Origin of the sequence: Streptomyces sp. WG7 (genome assembly GCF_049975785.1) — a bacterium.
Lineage (GTDB): Bacteria > Actinomycetota > Actinomycetes > Streptomycetales > Streptomycetaceae > Streptomyces.
On record NZ_JBNGGE010000015.1, the window covers coordinates 1 to 14,947 of the forward strand.

Annotated in this window: 14 protein-coding genes and 1 pseudogene; 8 read left to right on the forward strand and 7 right to left on the reverse strand. The window is 68.6% G+C overall.

Annotated elements, in window-relative coordinates; translation table 11 throughout:
- The 7 genes and pseudogenes from fhaA to ACP4J0_RS17435 form a co-directional block, all read left to right on the forward strand.
- A pseudogene (gene fhaA / locus ACP4J0_RS17405) lies at window positions 1-396 on the forward strand (antibiotic biosynthesis regulator FhaA); the annotation flags it as partial.
- Between the two features lie 10 nt (window positions 397-406).
- Window positions 407-922, forward strand: a complete 516-nt coding sequence (fhaB, locus tag ACP4J0_RS17410; protein ID WP_426599590.1) for an antibiotic biosynthesis regulator FhaB — start codon at window positions 407-409, stop codon at window positions 920-922.
- A gap of 141 nt (window positions 923-1,063) precedes the next feature.
- Window positions 1,064-2,632, forward strand: coding sequence for a Stp1/IreP family PP2C-type Ser/Thr phosphatase (locus ACP4J0_RS17415; RefSeq protein WP_426599591.1), 1,569 nt, complete (start codon window positions 1,064-1,066; stop codon window positions 2,630-2,632).
- 27 nt (window positions 2,633-2,659) lie between these two features.
- Window positions 2,660-4,096: an FtsW/RodA/SpoVE family cell cycle protein gene (locus tag ACP4J0_RS17420; protein ID WP_426599592.1), complete on the forward strand. Its 1,437-nt coding sequence runs from the start codon at window positions 2,660-2,662 to the stop codon at window positions 4,094-4,096.
- The gene (locus tag ACP4J0_RS17425; RefSeq protein ID WP_426599593.1) at window positions 4,093-5,565 is read left to right on the forward strand and encodes a peptidoglycan D,D-transpeptidase FtsI family protein; all 1,473 of its coding nucleotides are present in this window, start codon (window positions 4,093-4,095) and stop codon (window positions 5,563-5,565) included. Before ACP4J0_RS17420 ends, ACP4J0_RS17425 begins: the two co-directional genes overlap by 4 nt.
- Before the next feature lie 190 nt (window positions 5,566-5,755).
- Window positions 5,756-7,777, forward strand: coding sequence for a Stk1 family PASTA domain-containing Ser/Thr kinase (gene pknB / locus ACP4J0_RS17430; protein ID WP_426599594.1), 2,022 nt, complete (start codon window positions 5,756-5,758; stop codon window positions 7,775-7,777).
- A gap of 152 nt (window positions 7,778-7,929) precedes the next feature.
- Window positions 7,930-8,970 carry a restriction endonuclease gene (locus ACP4J0_RS17435; RefSeq protein ID WP_426599595.1) on the forward strand — a complete coding sequence of 347 codons (1,041 nt, stop codon included), beginning with the start codon at window positions 7,930-7,932 and terminating at the stop codon, window positions 8,968-8,970.
- A 92-nt stretch (window positions 8,971-9,062) separates the two neighbouring features.
- On the opposite strand, the gene ACP4J0_RS17440 is transcribed toward ACP4J0_RS17435, so the two are convergent.
- The 5 genes from ACP4J0_RS17440 to ACP4J0_RS17460 form a co-directional block, all read right to left on the reverse strand.
- Window positions 9,063-9,836, reverse strand: a complete 774-nt coding sequence (locus ACP4J0_RS17440; protein WP_426599596.1) for a class E sortase — start codon at window positions 9,834-9,836, stop codon at window positions 9,063-9,065.
- 13 nt (window positions 9,837-9,849) lie between these two features.
- On the reverse strand, window positions 9,850-10,935 hold the full coding sequence (locus tag ACP4J0_RS17445) for a class E sortase (RefSeq protein WP_426599597.1): 1,086 nt from the start codon (window positions 10,933-10,935) through the stop codon (window positions 9,850-9,852).
- Window positions 10,932-11,570 carry an aminodeoxychorismate/anthranilate synthase component II gene (locus ACP4J0_RS17450; RefSeq protein ID WP_426599598.1) on the reverse strand — a complete coding sequence of 213 codons (639 nt, stop codon included), beginning with the start codon at window positions 11,568-11,570 and terminating at the stop codon, window positions 10,932-10,934. The genes ACP4J0_RS17445 and ACP4J0_RS17450 overlap by 4 nt, the downstream gene beginning before the upstream one ends.
- Window positions 11,567-11,728 (reverse strand): hypothetical protein, encoded by a 162-nt coding sequence (locus ACP4J0_RS17455; RefSeq protein ID WP_043382636.1) that lies wholly within the window; start codon window positions 11,726-11,728, stop codon window positions 11,567-11,569. Before ACP4J0_RS17455 ends, ACP4J0_RS17450 begins: the two co-directional genes overlap by 4 nt.
- Before the next feature lie 81 nt (window positions 11,729-11,809).
- On the reverse strand, window positions 11,810-12,589 hold the full coding sequence (locus ACP4J0_RS17460; RefSeq protein ID WP_426599599.1) for a DUF881 domain-containing protein: 780 nt from the start codon (window positions 12,587-12,589) through the stop codon (window positions 11,810-11,812).
- 121 nt (window positions 12,590-12,710) lie between these two features.
- Here ACP4J0_RS17460 and crgA point away from each other — a divergent pair, with 121 nt between their 5' ends.
- The gene (gene crgA, locus ACP4J0_RS17465) at window positions 12,711-12,965 is read left to right on the forward strand and encodes a cell division protein CrgA (RefSeq protein ID WP_426599600.1); all 255 of its coding nucleotides are present in this window, start codon (window positions 12,711-12,713) and stop codon (window positions 12,963-12,965) included.
- A gap of 256 nt (window positions 12,966-13,221) precedes the next feature.
- On the opposite strand, the gene ACP4J0_RS17470 is transcribed toward crgA, so the two are convergent.
- Together ACP4J0_RS17470 and ACP4J0_RS17475 are read right to left on the reverse strand one after the other, a co-directional pair.
- A complete protein-coding gene (locus ACP4J0_RS17470; protein ID WP_426599601.1) occupies window positions 13,222-14,112 on the reverse strand; it encodes a rhomboid family intramembrane serine protease in 891 nt (296 codons plus the stop codon).
- 103 nt (window positions 14,113-14,215) lie between these two features.
- Entirely contained in the window at window positions 14,216-14,749 is a 534-nt protein-coding gene (locus ACP4J0_RS17475; protein WP_426599602.1) for a peptidylprolyl isomerase, read from the reverse strand.
- Window positions 14,750-14,947 lie beyond the last annotated feature (198 nt).

Genomic DNA, 14,947 nt, shown 5'->3' on the forward strand with positions numbered 1-14,947 from the left:
GCGGGCGCCCCGCCCATGCCGGCCGCACCGCCGCCGGGCGGACGCCCCGGCGGCTACGGCTACCCGCAGCCCGCGGGCGGCCAGCAGCCCCCGGCCGCACCCGCGCCCGGCGGACGCACCCGCCACTGGATCGAGATCAACGGCACCCGCCACCAGATCTCCCGCGCGACCCTCGTCCTCGGACGCAGCACCGAGGCCGACGTGCGGATCGACGACCCCGGCGTCTCCCGCCGGCACTGCGAGATCCGGACCGGAACGCCCTCGACGATCCAGGATCTCGGATCCACCAACGGCATCGTGGTGGACGGGCAGCACACCACCCGCGCTACGCTCCGCGACGGCTCGCGGATCGTCGTGGGCAGCACCACCATTCTCTATAGGCAAGCCGAAGGGTGATCCGGGGGCAATGTCAGAGCTGACCCTCACGGTCATGCGGCTGGGTTTTCTCGCCGTACTGTGGCTGTTCGTGATCGTGGCCGTACAGGTCATCCGCAGCGACCTGTTCGGTACGCGGGTCACCCAGCGCGGAGCGCGGCGCGACGCCGCCCGACCGCAGCAGGCCTCGCGCCAGGGCCAGGCGCCTCCACCGCAGCGCCAGCAGCCGAGCGGCGGCCGGGGCCGCCGCGGCGCGCCCACCAAACTGGTCGTCACGGAGGGCACCCTCACCGGCACCACCGTTGCCCTCCAGGGCCAGACCATCACGCTCGGCCGGGCACACGACTCGACCATCGTGCTGGACGACGACTACGCCTCCAGCCGCCATGCCAGGATCTACCCGGACCAGAACGGCCAGTGGATCGTCGAGGACCTGGGCTCCACCAACGGCACCTACCTGGACCGGTCCCGGCTGACGACCCCCACACCGATCGGGCCGGGATCGCCGATCCGCATCGGCAAGACCGTCATCGAGCTGCGGAAGTAGTGCTACACCAATGAAACAGCGCGAGCGGAGCGAGCACGCAGCGGTGGCCGGCACGCCGGGCCCCGGCGCGCTCCCGACCGGAGGGTGGGCAGTGTGGCTCGACACGACCGGCTGCAGGCGGAGCCGACGGGCGAGGTGCGCATGAGTCTGTCACTGCGCTTCGCCGCCGGATCGCACAAGGGCATGATCCGGGAGGGCAACGAGGACTCCGGCTACGCCGGTCCCCGCCTGCTCGCCATCGCCGACGGCATGGGCGGCCAGGCCGCCGGCGAGGTCGCCTCCTCCGAGGTGATCTCCACCATCGTCGCCCTCGACGACGACGTGCCCGGCTCCGACATCCTCACCTCCCTCGGCACCGCCGTGCAGCGCGCCAACGACCAGCTGCGGCAGATGGTCGAGGAGGACCCCGCCCTCGAAGGCATGGGCACCACCCTCACCGCCCTGCTGTGGACCGGCCAGCGCCTCGGTCTCGTCCACGTCGGCGACTCCCGCGCCTACCTCCTGCGCGACGGCGTCCTCACCCAGATCACGCAGGACCACACCTGGGTGCAGCGACTCGTCGACGAGGGACGCATCACCGAGGAGGAGGCGGGCACCCACCCGCAGCGCTCCCTGCTGATGCGCGCCCTCGGCAGCGGCGACCACGTCGAACCCGACCTGTCCATCCGCGAGGTCCGGGCCGGCGACCGCTACCTCATCTGCTCCGACGGACTCTCCGGCGTCGTCTCCCACCAGACGATGGAGGACACCCTCGCCAGCTACCAGGGCCCCCAGGAGACCGTCCAGGAACTGATCCAGCTCGCCCTGCGCGGCGGCGGCCCCGACAACATCACCGTCATCATCGCCGACGTCCTCGACCTCGACACCGGCGACACCCTCGCCGGCCAGCTCTCCGACACCCCGGTCGTGGTCGGCGCCGTCGCCGAGAACCAGGCCCAGTTCGGCGACAACGGCATCATGCAGACCCCGGCCGGCCGCGCCGCCGGCCTCGGCCGCCAGGGCGGACAGCGCGGCGGGGGCGGCGAGTTCGGCCCGCCCGGCAGCGGCGACACCACCGGCTACATCCCGGCCGGCGACTTCGACGACTACGGCCCCGACGACTTCGTCAAACCCCGTAAGAACCGCACGTGGCTGAAGAGGTCCCTCTACACCGTGCTCGCCCTCGCCGTCATCGGCGGCGGCACGTACGGCGGCTGGCGCTGGACCCAGACCCAGTACTACGTCGGCACCAAGGACGACCACCTCGCGCTCTACCGGGGCATCAGCCAGGACCTCGCCTGGGTCTCCCTCTCGAAGGTCCAGAAGGACCACCCCGAGATCGAACTCAAGTACCTCCCGCCCTACCAGCAGAAACTGGTCGAGGCCACCATCCCCGAAAGCGACCTGGCCGACGCCCGGGCGAAGATCGAGGAACTGGCCGTCCAGGCCTCCGCCTGCAAGAAGCAGGCCGACCGGCGCACCGCCCAGACCGAGCAGACCGCGAACGAGAAGAACGCGAAGCCGGGCGAGGGCGAGGGCGAGGCCGGAGGCACCACGGGAACCACTCCCGCCTCCTTCACGTCCAAGGCCTCACCGTCCCCGAACCCGTCGGGATCACCGAAGGCACCCGAATCGTCCGAGACCCCGTCCACGACCGCACCCACTCCAGGCCCCGGCCCGACCCTCTCGGAGGAAGAGCAGAAGGTCGTCTCGCTGTGCGGTAAGCAGTAGGCAAGCCGTGAGAGGCCCCGTCACACGATGAGCAGTACTTCCAACTCGCCGACGCACCACACGTCCACGATCGGCGCCATCGGCGCCCCGAGCCGGCGCAACACCGAGCTGGCTCTGCTCGTGTTCGCCGTCGTCATCCCGGTCTTCGCCTACGCCAACGTAGGACTGGCCATCAACGACGAGGTGCCCGCCGGCCTGCTGAGCTACGGCCTCGGCCTCGGCCTCCTGGCCGGCGTCGGACACATCGTCGTCCGCAAGTTCGCCCCGTACGCGGACCCGCTGATGCTGCCCCTGGCCACCCTGCTCAACGGACTCGGCCTCGTCGCCATCTGGCGCCTCGACCAGTCCGAACTGCTCCAGAGCATCGACCAGGCCGGCAACGCCGCACCCCGCCAGCTGATGTACACCGCGATGGGCATCGCCCTGTTCGTCGCCGTGATGATCTTCCTGAAGGACCACCGCGTCCTCCAGCGCTACACCTACATCTCCATGGTCGGCGCCCTGGTCCTGCTGCTGCTCCCGCTCGTACCGGGCCTCGGCAAGAACGTCTTCGGCGCCCGCATCTGGATCCAGGTCGGCTCCTTCTCCATCCAGCCCGGCGAATTCGCCAAGATCGTCCTCGCGATCTTCTTCGCCGGCTACCTCATGGTGAAACGCGACGCCCTCGCCCTCGCCAGCCGCCGCTTCATGGGCCTCTACCTGCCCCGCGGCCGCGACCTCGGCCCGATCCTCGTCGTCTGGGCGATCTCGATCCTCATCCTCATCTTCGAGACCGACCTCGGCACCTCGCTGCTCTTCTTCGGCATGTTCGTGATCATGCTGTACGTCGCCACCGAACGGACCAGCTGGATCGTCTTCGGCCTGCTCATGTCCGGCGTCGGCGCCGTCGGCGTGGCCAGCTTCGAACCCCACATCCAGCAGCGCGTCGACGCCTGGCTCGACCCGATGAAGGAGTACATGCTCTCCCGCGAGCAGGTCGTGGGCCACTCCGAGCAGGCCATGCAGGCCCTGTGGGCCTTCGGCTCCGGCGGCACCCTCGGCACCGGCTGGGGCCAGGGCCACTCCGACCTCATCCGCTTCGCCTCGAACTCCGACTTCATCCTCGCCACCTTCGGCGAGGAACTCGGCCTCGCCGGCCTCATGGCCCTCATCCTGCTCTACGCGCTGATCGTGGAACGCGGCGTACGCACCGCCCTCGCCGCCCGCGACCCGTTCGGCAAACTCCTCGCCATCGGCCTCTCCGGCGCCTTCGCCCTCCAGGTCTTCGTCGTCGCCGGCGGCGTCATGGGCCTCATCCCCCTCACCGGCATGACCATGCCCTTCCTGGCCTACGGCGGCTCCTCCGTCATCGCCAACTGGGCCCTGATCGGCATCCTCCTGCGCATCAGCGACACGGCACGCCGCCCCGCACCCGCGGCCCCCGCCAGCCCCGACGCCGAGATGACCCAGGTGGTCCGACCGTGAACAAGCCACTGCGCCGCATCGCGATCTTCTGCGGCCTCCTGGTCCTCACCCTGCTCATCCGCGACAACTGGCTCCAGTACGTCCAGGCGGACGAGCTCAAGGAGGACGAACACAACCGCCGCGTCGCCATCGAGCGGTACGCCAGCCCGCGCGGCGACATCATCGTCGACGGCCAGGCCATCACCGGCCACGCCACCACCGACGGCGACTTCAAGTACAAGCGCACCTACAAGAACGGCGCCATGTGGGCGCCGGTGACCGGCTACGTCTCCCAGGCCTACGGCGCCACCCAGCTCGAAGCCATCCACGACGGCATCCTCACCGGCAACGACGACCGGCTCTTCTTCCGCAACACCCTCGACATGATCACCGGCAAGAAGCGCGAGGGCGGCAACGTCGTCACCACCCTCAACGGCGCCGCCCAGAAGGCCGCCTACGACGGCCTGAAGAAGCAGGGCGCCAAGGGAGCCGTCGTCGCGCTCGAACCCTCCACGGGCAAGATCCTCTCGATGGCCTCCTACCCGTCGTACGACCCCACGACGATCGCCGGCGGCAGCACCGCGGACGGCGAGGCCTGGAACAGGCTCCAGAAGAAGAACGACCCCGACGACCCGATGCTCAACCGCGCCCTGCGCGAGGTCTACCCGCCCGGCTCCACCTTCAAGGTGCTCACCGCCGCAGCCGCCCTGGAACACGGAAAGTACGACTCGGCGGACGAGAAGACCGACTCCCCCCTGCCCTGGACGATGCCCGGCACCACCACCGAGCTGCCCAACGAGGGCGACCTCCCCTGCGAGAACGCCACCCTCCGCGAAGCACTCCGCGTGTCCTGCAACACCGTCTTCGGCAAGATCGGATCCGACCTCGGCAACGACAAGATGCTCGAGACCGCCAAGAAGTTCGGCTTCACCGAGGAGCAGTTCGTCCCCGTCCGCTCCAGCGCCTCGGTCTTCTCCGACGACATGAACAAGTCGCAGACCGCGCTCTCCGCCATCGGCCAGTACAACACCGCCGCCACCCCCCTGCAGATGGCCATGGTCACCTCCGCCATCGCCAACAACGGCACCCTGATGAAGCCGTACATGGTCGACGAACTCCAGGACCCCGGCCTCGACACCATCGAGAAGACGGACCCCGAGGAGATGAGCAAGCCGCTCTCCGCGGACAACGCCCAGATCCTCCAGGACATGATGGAGACCGTCGTCAAGGACGGCACCGGAACCAACGCACGGATCGACGGCGTCACCGTGGGCGGCAAGACCGGCACCGCACAGCACGGCGTCGACAACAGCGAGAACCCCTACGCCTGGTTCATCTCGTACGCCAAGGGCGACGACGGCAGCTCGCCCGTCGCCGTGGCCGTGGTGATCGAGGACGAGAACGCCGTCCGTGACGACATCTCCGGCGGCGGACTCGCGGCGCCGATCGCGAAGAACGTCATGGAGGCCGTTCTGGAGAGCAAGAAGTAACCACGGGCTGTACAGGGCGTGACTCCGGTCACGTCCCCTTCACATAGGCGCACGTTGCGATACCGGTCGTGTATCGGGTATCGGGCTTGGCCAGGTCACCCGGAGCGAGCCGGGTACGGTAGGCCGGACGGCAGCCTCCGACCGTACAAGCATGCCGGTCGGGACCGACGGAGAGGGCTGGTAGGTAACCATGGAAGAGCCGCGTCGCCTCGGCGGCCGGTACGAGCTGGGCCCAGTGCTCGGCCGTGGTGGCATGGCGGAGGTTTACCACGCTCATGACACCCGGCTCGGACGCCAGGTAGCGGTGAAGACACTGCGCGCGGACCTCGCGCGCGACCCGTCCTTCCAGGCCCGCTTCCGCCGGGAGGCCCAGTCGGCCGCCTCGCTCAACCACCCCGCGATCGTGGCGGTGTACGACACGGGCGAGGACTACATCGACAACGTGTCGATCCCGTACATCGTCATGGAGTACGTCGACGGCTCCACACTCCGTGAGCTGCTCCACTCCGGCCGCAAGCTGCTGCCGGAGCGGACCCTGGAGATGACCATCGGCATCCTCCAGGCCCTGGAGTACTCCCACCGCGCCGGCATCGTCCACCGCGACATCAAGCCCGCGAACGTCATGCTGACGCGCGGCGGCCAGGTCAAGGTCATGGACTTCGGCATCGCCCGCGCCATGGGCGACTCCGGCATGACCATGACGCAGACCGCCGCGGTCATCGGCACCGCCCAGTACCTCTCCCCGGAGCAGGCCAAGGGCGAGCAGGTCGACGCCCGCTCCGACCTGTACTCCACCGGCTGCCTCCTCTACGAGCTGCTGACCGTACGCCCGCCCTTCGTCGGCGACTCCCCGGTCGCCGTCGCCTACCAGCACGTCCGCGAGGAACCGCAGGCGCCCAGCGTCTTCGACCCCGAGATCACGCCCGAGATGGACGCGATCGTGCTGAAGGCCCTGGTCAAGGACCCCGACTACCGCTACCAGTCGGCCGACGAGATGCGCGCCGACATCGAGGCCTGCCTCGACGGCCAGCCCGTCGGCGCCACCGCCGCGCTCGGCGCCATGACCGCCGGCGGCTACGGCGCCTACCCCGACGACCAGCCGACCACCGCCCTGCGCTCGGACGCCGGCGCGGGCGCCACGACGATGCTGCCGCCCATGAACCCGGACGACGGCGGCTACGCCTACGACGACCGCCCCGACCGGCGCCGCCAGCAGCCACGCAAGTCGAACGCCTCCACGATCTTCCTGGTCCTGGCCGGCATCCTCGTCCTCGTCGGCGCCATCCTCATCGGCAAGTACGCCTTCAGCAACGGAGGAGGGCCGGACAACAACAAGGTCCCGGTGCCCGCCTTCGTCGGCAAGACCCAGGACGACGCCAGGCAACTGGCGACCAACGCCGACCTGGAACTGGCCTTCACGCAGAAGCCCTGCGAGGACCAGAAGAAGGGCAGCATCTGCTCCCAGGACCCCAAGCAGGGCACCGAGGTCGACAAGAAGTCCACCGTCAACCTGGTCGTCTCGACCGGCGCCCCGAAGGTCGCCGTGCCGAACGTCATCGACAAGAACGTCGACGAGGCCACCCAGCAGCTCAAGGACAAGGGCTTCGAGGTCGAGACCAAGCAGACCGAGTCCTCCCAGGATGAGGGCACCGTCCTCAGCCAGAACCCCGACCCGGGCAACGAGCTGGAGAAGGGCTCCACGGTGACCCTGGAGGTCGCCAAGGCCGAGGAGAAGGCCACGGTGCCCGACGTGCTCGGCCGGACCTGTGAAGAAGCGACGTCCCAGATGGAGAACAGCAACCTGGTCGCCACCTGCACGGAGCAGCCCACGACCGACCCGAACCAGGCCGGCAAGGTCATCTCCACCACACCGCAGTCCGGCCAGCAGGTCGACAAGGGCTCGCAGGTGACGATCGCCATCGGCAAGGTCACGGCGAAGACGAAGGTGCCGGAGGTCCGCACCCAGTCCCTCGCGCAGGCACGGCAGACCCTGCAGCAGAGCGGCTTCACCAACGTCCAGGTCGCTCCCAACGCCCCGGGTGACGACAACGCGACGGTGATCGCCATGGACCCGCAGCCCGGCACCGAGGTCGACGACCCGGCCGCCACCCAGATCACCCTCACCACCATGGGCGGCAACGGCAACGGCAACGGCGGCGGGAACAACGGCGGCGGCTTCATCGGCGGCCTCCGCGGCGGCGACGACGACTGACCCACCGACGGAACCCCGAACGGCCAGAGCCCCGGCCCCTCAGCGGAGGGACCGGGGCTCTGTCGTGTGCCCAGCCGTGAATCGATCGTGTCTTCGTATGTCATGACTCGTTTACTCAGGGTGACCACGCAACTCACCCCGCGGAGCGAATCATGATCAGCGAGACCGTCCTACTGGAATCACCGGCCCTACGCGGCAGCGTCCTCGCACGCACGGATGCACTCGACAAGGTGAAAGCACTGTCACTGCTGCCGGACGGCATGCACGTGACGACGGCGATGGTGGCCGCGTACTTCGAGGTCACCGTCGAAGCCGTCCGCCAGCTGGCCAAGCGCCACCGTGAAGAACTCGAAGCCAACGGAATGACCGTGCTCCGAGGCGCTGACCTGCGGCAATTCGAGAGTGACAACATGTCACTCTCACTGCTCAGTTATCCACAGGCCCGCCGAAGCCTCACCGTCTACTCCAGGCGAGCCGTACTCAACATCGCCATGCTCCTGCGCGACAGCCAAACCGCCTGCCAGGTACGCACGTACCTGCTCGACACGGAGTACCTGGCGCGCACACAGCCTGTGGAAGACCCCGCTCCCGCAACCGCCGCCCTCGACGCCCGCATCGACGAGCGCATCACCCACATCCTCGGCAGGACCGTCGTGCCGATGTTCAACGCCCTGATCGAAACATCGAGCGATCACCAACGAGAACTCGTCGCCCTCCGGACAGGCGTCCAGCGCATCGAGATGCGGCTCCGGCAACACCACGCCCGGCTCCAGAGGCTGGAAGCCCCTCGGCAGGACCGCCCCCTCGCCGGCGTCATGGCCTCCATGGACGCCATGAACGGCCGTGAGTTCGAAGAGCACGTGGCCACGCTGCTCCGCCGTGACGGCTGCACCGAGGTCATCGTGCGCGGCGGCAGCAGGGACCGAGGCATCGACATCACCGCGCTCACAGCCGACGGACGGACTCTCGTCGTCCAGTGCAAGAGGTTCGCGCCCCACCTCTCCATCACCAGCCCCGAGATCCAGAAGTTCGTCGGAGCGAAGGTCCTGCACAGCTGCGAGGTGGCCCTGTTCGTGGCGACGTGTCCCTTCACCCGTGACGCCCAGAACATCGCCGCCGAGAGCGGCATCACCGCCGTACACCGCGGACTCCTGGAGGAATGGAGCGCCGGTGCACCACTGACTGTCCTGTAGCGGGGTGAACAAAGGGGTCCGAAGCCGCAAGACGAAGTTGCGGCTTCGGACCTCCGTCATGTTAGGCGACTGGCCTCCCACAAGAAGGTCGGTCAGCGCAGCTCCTTCGGCGGAGTCCGCTCCCCGTCCACCTTCTCCGTACGCACCAGCTCCCCCCACACCACGTACCGGTACCGGCTCGTGTACACCGGCGTGCAGGTCGTCAGCGTGATGTAGTGGCCGGCCTTCTTCCTGCCGGACTCCTTGGGGACCGGGTCGAGGACCCTGACGTTGTACTTCGACGTCTCGGGAAGGACCGCGTACGTCTTGTAGACGTACCACGTGTCCTTCGTCTCGAAGACGATCGGGTCCCCTTCCTCGATCTTGTCGATGTTGTGGAACTTCGCCCCGTGCCCGTCCCGGTGGGCCGCCAGCGAGAAGTTGCCCTTCTTGCCCGACGTCGGCAGCGCCGACTCGACCGGGTCGGTGTAGTAGCCGGCCACGCCGTCGTTGAGGACCTTCATCGACGTGCCCTTCTCCACCAGGATGTCGCCGTTCCCCATCGCCGGCACATGCAGGAAGCCGATACCCGCCTTCGTGTCCAGCGCCCCCGGACCGTCCGTACCGACCCTGTCCTGGGCCCAGTTGTCGCGGACCTTGTCGGCCTGTTCGCCCGCCGCTCGGTCGGCGACCACGTTCGTCCACCACAGCGAGTAGACGACGAACAGGCCCAGCACCAGGCCCGCGGTGATCAGGAGCTCGCCGAAGACGCTGACGGCCCGCGCGAGGAACCGCCCAGGCCCCCGACCGCCGCGGCGTGCCGCGGGCCTGGGCCGGCCGGCCACGCCGGACTGCTCTTCGTGCTCCGTGTCGGTGGTCGCTGCCACTGGTCATCCGCCCTTAACTGACGAGCGCATCCGGCTTGCCCTTGCTGCGCGGCCGTTCCTCGACCATCTTGCCCCAGACGATCATCCGGTACTTGCTCGTGAACTCCGGCGTGCAGGTGGTGAGGGTGATGTAGCGGCCCGCTTCCTTGAAACCCGACTGCTTCGGCACCGGGTCGAGGACACTCACATTGCTCGGCGACGTCACCGGCAGGATCGACGCCATCTTGTAGACGAAGTACTCGTCCTGCGTCTCCACGACGATCGGATCGCCCGGGCTCAGCTTGTTGATGTACCGGAACGGCTCACCGTGCGTGTTGCGATGCCCCGCCAGCCCGAAGTTGCCCGTCTCCGCCTCCGGCATCGCCGTCTTCAGCGCGCCCTCCGCGTAGTGTCCGACCATGCCGCGGTCCAGCACCTTCTTGCTGTCGATGCCCTCCGCGATCGGCACCACCACGTCCAGCTTGGGAATGTGCAGCAGCGCGAACCCCTGCCCCGGCTCGAAGGCCCCCGGATTCCGCTTGCCGCTCGCCCAGTCCTCCTGGAGGCTGCTCGCCGCCTTGTCCGCCTGCGCCTGCGCCCGTACGTTCGTCCACCACAACTGGTACGTGACGAACAGCAGCATCAGCACACCGGACGTGATGAAGAGCTCACCGATCGCCCGGCTCGCGATCACGGCCGGGCCCGGCTTGCGCGCACGGGCCTGCCGACGCGCCTCAACGCGCGACAGAGGCGCTCTCGGCGCCTCCTCCGACTCCGATACCGCCGACGGCTCCCGGGAAGCCCCACGGCGCCCGTGACGCCGTTTCGCGGCCTTCCGGCGCGCCGCGCGCCCGCCGCCCGCGGGACCGACCGCAGGAGAGGTGGCGGAGGCAGGAGAGGTGGCGGACGCAGGAGAGGGGGCAGCCCTCCGCTCCAGCGGCGGCTCCGGAATCCGCAACGCCACCGTCTCGTCGTCGACGACCGGCCGATACGCCCCGCCGGGACGGAAGTCCTCGTTCCAACCGTCCCCGAACGCACCGGAATCCCCGTACGGCTGCCCGTACGAGGATCCCTGGTCACCGGCCGCGCCGGATTCGCGCTCGGGACGCAGCGCGGTCACGCCGTGGCCCTGCCCACCACCGGGGCGAGCCCCGCCGACCTCGCCACCGCGTCCTGGTCGCCGCACTCCACCAGCCAGTTGGCCAGCATCCGGTGCCCGTGCTCGGTCAGCACCGACTCCGGATGGAACTGCACGCCCTCGACCGGAAGTTCCCGGTGGCGCAGCCCCATCACGATCCCGTCCGGCGTCCGGGCCGTCACCTCCAGCTCCGCCGGCACCGTGGCCGGCTCCGCCGCCAGCGAGTGGTACCGCGTCGCCGTGAACGGAGAGGGCAGCCCAGCGAAGACGCCCCGGCCCACGTGCTCGACCGGCGAGGTCTTGCCGTGCAGCAGCTCCGGCGCCCGGTCGACCACACCGCCGTACGCCACCTGCATCGACTGCATGCCCAGGCAGACACCGAAGACCGGCACCCCGGTCGCCGCGCAGTGCCGCACCATCTCGACGCACACGCCCGCCTGCTCCGGCGTGCCCGGGCCCGGCGACAGCAGCACACCGTCGAAACCGTCCTGGGCGTGCGCCGTCGACACCTCGTCGTTGCGCAGCACCTCGCACTCGGCGCCCAGCTGGTAGAGGTACTGCACCAGGTTGAAGACGAAGCTGTCGTAGTTGTCGACGACGAGGATGCGCGCACTCACTGGTTGTCCACCGTCACATCGTTGAAGGGAAGCAGCGGTTCGGCCCACGGGAAGACGTACTGGAAGAGGACGTAGACCACGGCCACCGCCAGCACGAGTGAGAGCAGCGCCTTCACCCACGCGTTCCCCGGCAGATGCCGCCAGATCCAGCCGTACATGCCGTCCCTTCCGTCGCACCACGGCGCAAGGCTCACGCCGTACGGCACCAGACTAACGGCGCGGGGCCCCCTGGAACGGCGTCAATCCACAGGCTGGGCATAGTGAAGGTCAGCCGTGCCCGAGTAGCCCGGCAGCGTCACCCGCCCCTCGTCCTCGACCTTCCAGCCCAGCCCGTACACGTTGACGTACACCATGTAGTTCTGGATCGCCGGCGACGCCGCCAGCGCCTCCTTCAGCCGCTCCGGATCACCGACCGCCTGGATCTTGTACGGCGGTGAGTAGACCCGGCCCTGAAGGATCAGCGTGTTGCCCACACAGCGCACCGCGCTGGTGGAGATCAGCCGCTGGTCCATGACCTGGATGCCCTCGGCACCGCCCTGCCACAGGGCGTTCACGACCGCCTGGAGGTCCTGCTGGTGGATCACCAGGTAGTCGGGCTCGGGTTCCGGATAGCCGGGCAGCTTGGCGGTGGCGTCCGGCGGGGCGTCGTCGAGTGTGACCGAGATCGACTCGCCCTTCAGTTTCCGCGTGCCCGCCTTCTTCTCCAGCTCCGCGAGTTTGTCGTCCTCCGCCTTCGTACTGCCGTCGTCGCGCTCGGCGAGTGCGTCGACGTCGTCCCGGAGAGCCGCGTTGGATTCCTCCAGCTCACCGTTCTCCCGGCTGCGCTCATGGATGAGATCGGACAACTTGAGCAAAGAGGCGTCGGTGCGGATATTGGTGCCCTTGGCGGTATTGAAGCTGGTGAAGAAAATGAGCCCCGCGAGGGCGAAGACGGCTGCCGTGAGAACCCGCACGGGCCGGAAACGGCGCCTGCGGACAGGGCTGGATCCCGTCCCGGGAGAGTCGGCAGAATTGCTCAACGTACCCTTATCTCCTTCGGCGCCACGGAAGCACTACGCTAACGGACGCCCGGGGGAGCGCTCCAAGTCCCCGACCCCGTTCCCTGCGCGGCCACGCAGCGCATCGACAGGAGAGACCCTCGTGCCGAAGTCACGTATCCGCAAGAAGGCCGACTACACGCCGCCGCCGTCGAAGCAGGCGACCAGCATCAAGCTGACCAGCCGCAGCTGGGTGGCGCCCGTCATGCTGGCCATGTTCGTCCTCGGTCTCGCCTGGATCGTCCTCTTCTATGTCACCGACGGTTCACTGCCGATCGACGCGCTGGGCAACTGGAACATCGTGGTGGGCTTCGGCTTCATCGCCGCGGGATTCGGTGTCTCGACGCAGTGGAAGTAGCGCCGCGGTAACTCCGCGGTAGCTCTCCCCAGGGCTATCCACTGGGTTATCCACAGGCGCCATCCACATGGTGGGGAAAAGAAAGACGATCTGTGGATAACCCGCCGTCCGTTGACACCGGTGTGACGGAAGTACCGGCACTCGAAAGCTCGTTCGCCCCCTGTTTGACCTGCGGAAACACGGGTCAGTGACAGGGGGCACGCTTGTTCCCGCACGCTGTGCACAAGATCGGCCACCGACTGTGGACAACGCGCGCTCAGGTGAGCTGGGCGGTCCTCAACAGGGTCAGTCCGACGACGGCCACGAGGACCAGCGCGCAGGTGCCGTACTGCACGAGCGTCCGCCGCTCACGCGGGGCGTGGAGCATGGCGTAGCCGATCGCGGCGCCGGCGACGAGGCCGCCGATGTGGGCCTGCCAGGCGATGTTGAAGCCCGGGCTGAACGTGAAGACCAGGTTGATCACGAGCAGGATGACGACCGGCCGCATGTCGGCGTTGAGGCGGCGGACGAGGGCCGCGGTGGCGCCGAAGAGGCCGAAGACCGCGCCGGAGGCGCCGAGGGTGGCCGTGGTGGGTGAGGCCAGCAGGTAGGTGAGGGCGCTGCCGGCCAGGCCGGAGACGAGGTAGAGCGTGAGGTAGCGGGCTCTGCCGAGGGCTGCTTCCAGGGGGCCGCCGAGGAACCAGAGGCTGAGCATGTTGAAGCCGATGTGCCAGATCTCCTCGTGGGTGAACATCGTGGTCACCAGGCGGTACCACTCGCCCTCCGCGACGCCTTCGGTCGGGGCCCAGGGGGCGGGGGGCCAGCGTCCGATCAGCACCATGTCGCCGAGGAACGACGCCGACAGGGTGTGTACGGCGATGAAGACGGCCGCGTTGATCCCGATGAGGATCTTGGTGAGGAGGTGGGGGTCGGCGGCGATGGTGCCGCCGGCGAGGGTGCGGGGCCGGGAGGCGGCGGGGGCGGGTCCGGTGCCGGTGCGGCCGGTGGCGCAGTCGGGGCAGTGGAAGCCGACGGAGGCGTTGACCATGCAGTCGGGGCAGATGGGGCGTTCGCAGCGGGTGCAGCGGATGCCGGTCTCCCGGTCGGGGTGGCGGTAGCAGCCGGGCGGGTTCTGGGCGTCCGGTGAGCCGGCTGCCGCGTGTTCCATGGCGTCCCCTCGGTCGTCCTGCGGGCGGTGTGCGCACATGCACCGCCCCGCTCATCTTTACGGATGAGCGGGGCGTTTGGTTCCTGCCCTGTGGGCGGGGAGGTCAGTCCTCGCGGGTCTCGACGACGACCGACTCGATGACGATGTCGGTGACGGGTCGCTCGGTGCGGGGGTTGGTCTGGGTGGCGGCGATGGTGTCGACGACCTTCTGGCTGGTCGCGTCGGTCACTTCGCCGAAGATGGTGTGTTTGCGGTTCAGCCATGTCGTCGGGGAGACGGTGATGAAGAACTGCGAGCCGTTGGTGGCGGGGCCGGCGTTGGCCATGGCCAGCAGGTAGGGCTTGTCGAAGGCGAGGTCGGGGTGGAACTCGTCCTCGAACTGGTAGCCGGGGTCGCCGGTGCCGTTGCCCAGCGGGTCGCCGCCTTGGATCATGAAGCCGCTGAGGACGCGGTGGAAGACCGTGCCGTCGTAGAACCTGGTCGTTGACTTCTCGCCGGTGGCGGGGTGGGTCCACTCCCGCCGGCCCTGGGCGAGGTCGACGAAGTTCCTGACCGTCTTGGGGGCGTGGTTCGGCAGCAGCCGGATCTCGATGTCCCCTTGGCTGGTCTTCAGGGTGGCGTAGAGCTGCTCGGCCACGGTGTGCCTTCCGTCGTCCTGTTGTGCGCACCGATCCTCGCACGGTCGCGTGCGCGTGTGTCGCTCATACCGCCGGGTCACGAGCGCGGCGCGCCGTTCCGTGGCATTGTCGTCGGCAGGCTCTCGTTGCCCGGTATTCATTCGTTATTGGTGTTGATCAGCTTTTGTGCGCAGCTTCGTCACCATGTGTCCCAGAAG

What these genes read in the sequence shown, in the direction of transcription:
- fhaB (WP_426599590.1), top strand. Translation starts at nt 407, where the DNA reads ATGTCAGAGCTGACCCTCACGGTCATGCGGCTGGGTTTTCTCGCCGTA.
- ACP4J0_RS17415 (WP_426599591.1), top strand. Translation starts at nt 1,064, where the DNA reads ATGAGTCTGTCACTGCGCTTCGCCGCCGGATCGCACAAGGGCATGATC.
- ACP4J0_RS17420 (WP_426599592.1), top strand. Translation starts at nt 2,660, where the DNA reads ATGAGCAGTACTTCCAACTCGCCGACGCACCACACGTCCACGATCGGC.
- pknB (WP_426599594.1), top strand. Translation starts at nt 5,756, where the DNA reads ATGGAAGAGCCGCGTCGCCTCGGCGGCCGGTACGAGCTGGGCCCAGTG.
- ACP4J0_RS17435 (WP_426599595.1), top strand. Translation starts at nt 7,930, where the DNA reads ATGATCAGCGAGACCGTCCTACTGGAATCACCGGCCCTACGCGGCAGC.
- ACP4J0_RS17455 (WP_043382636.1), bottom strand. Translation starts at nt 11,728, where the DNA reads ATGTACGGCTGGATCTGGCGGCATCTGCCGGGGAACGCGTGGGTGAAG.
- ACP4J0_RS17470 (WP_426599601.1), bottom strand. Translation starts at nt 14,112, where the DNA reads ATGGAACACGCGGCAGCCGGCTCACCGGACGCCCAGAACCCGCCCGGC.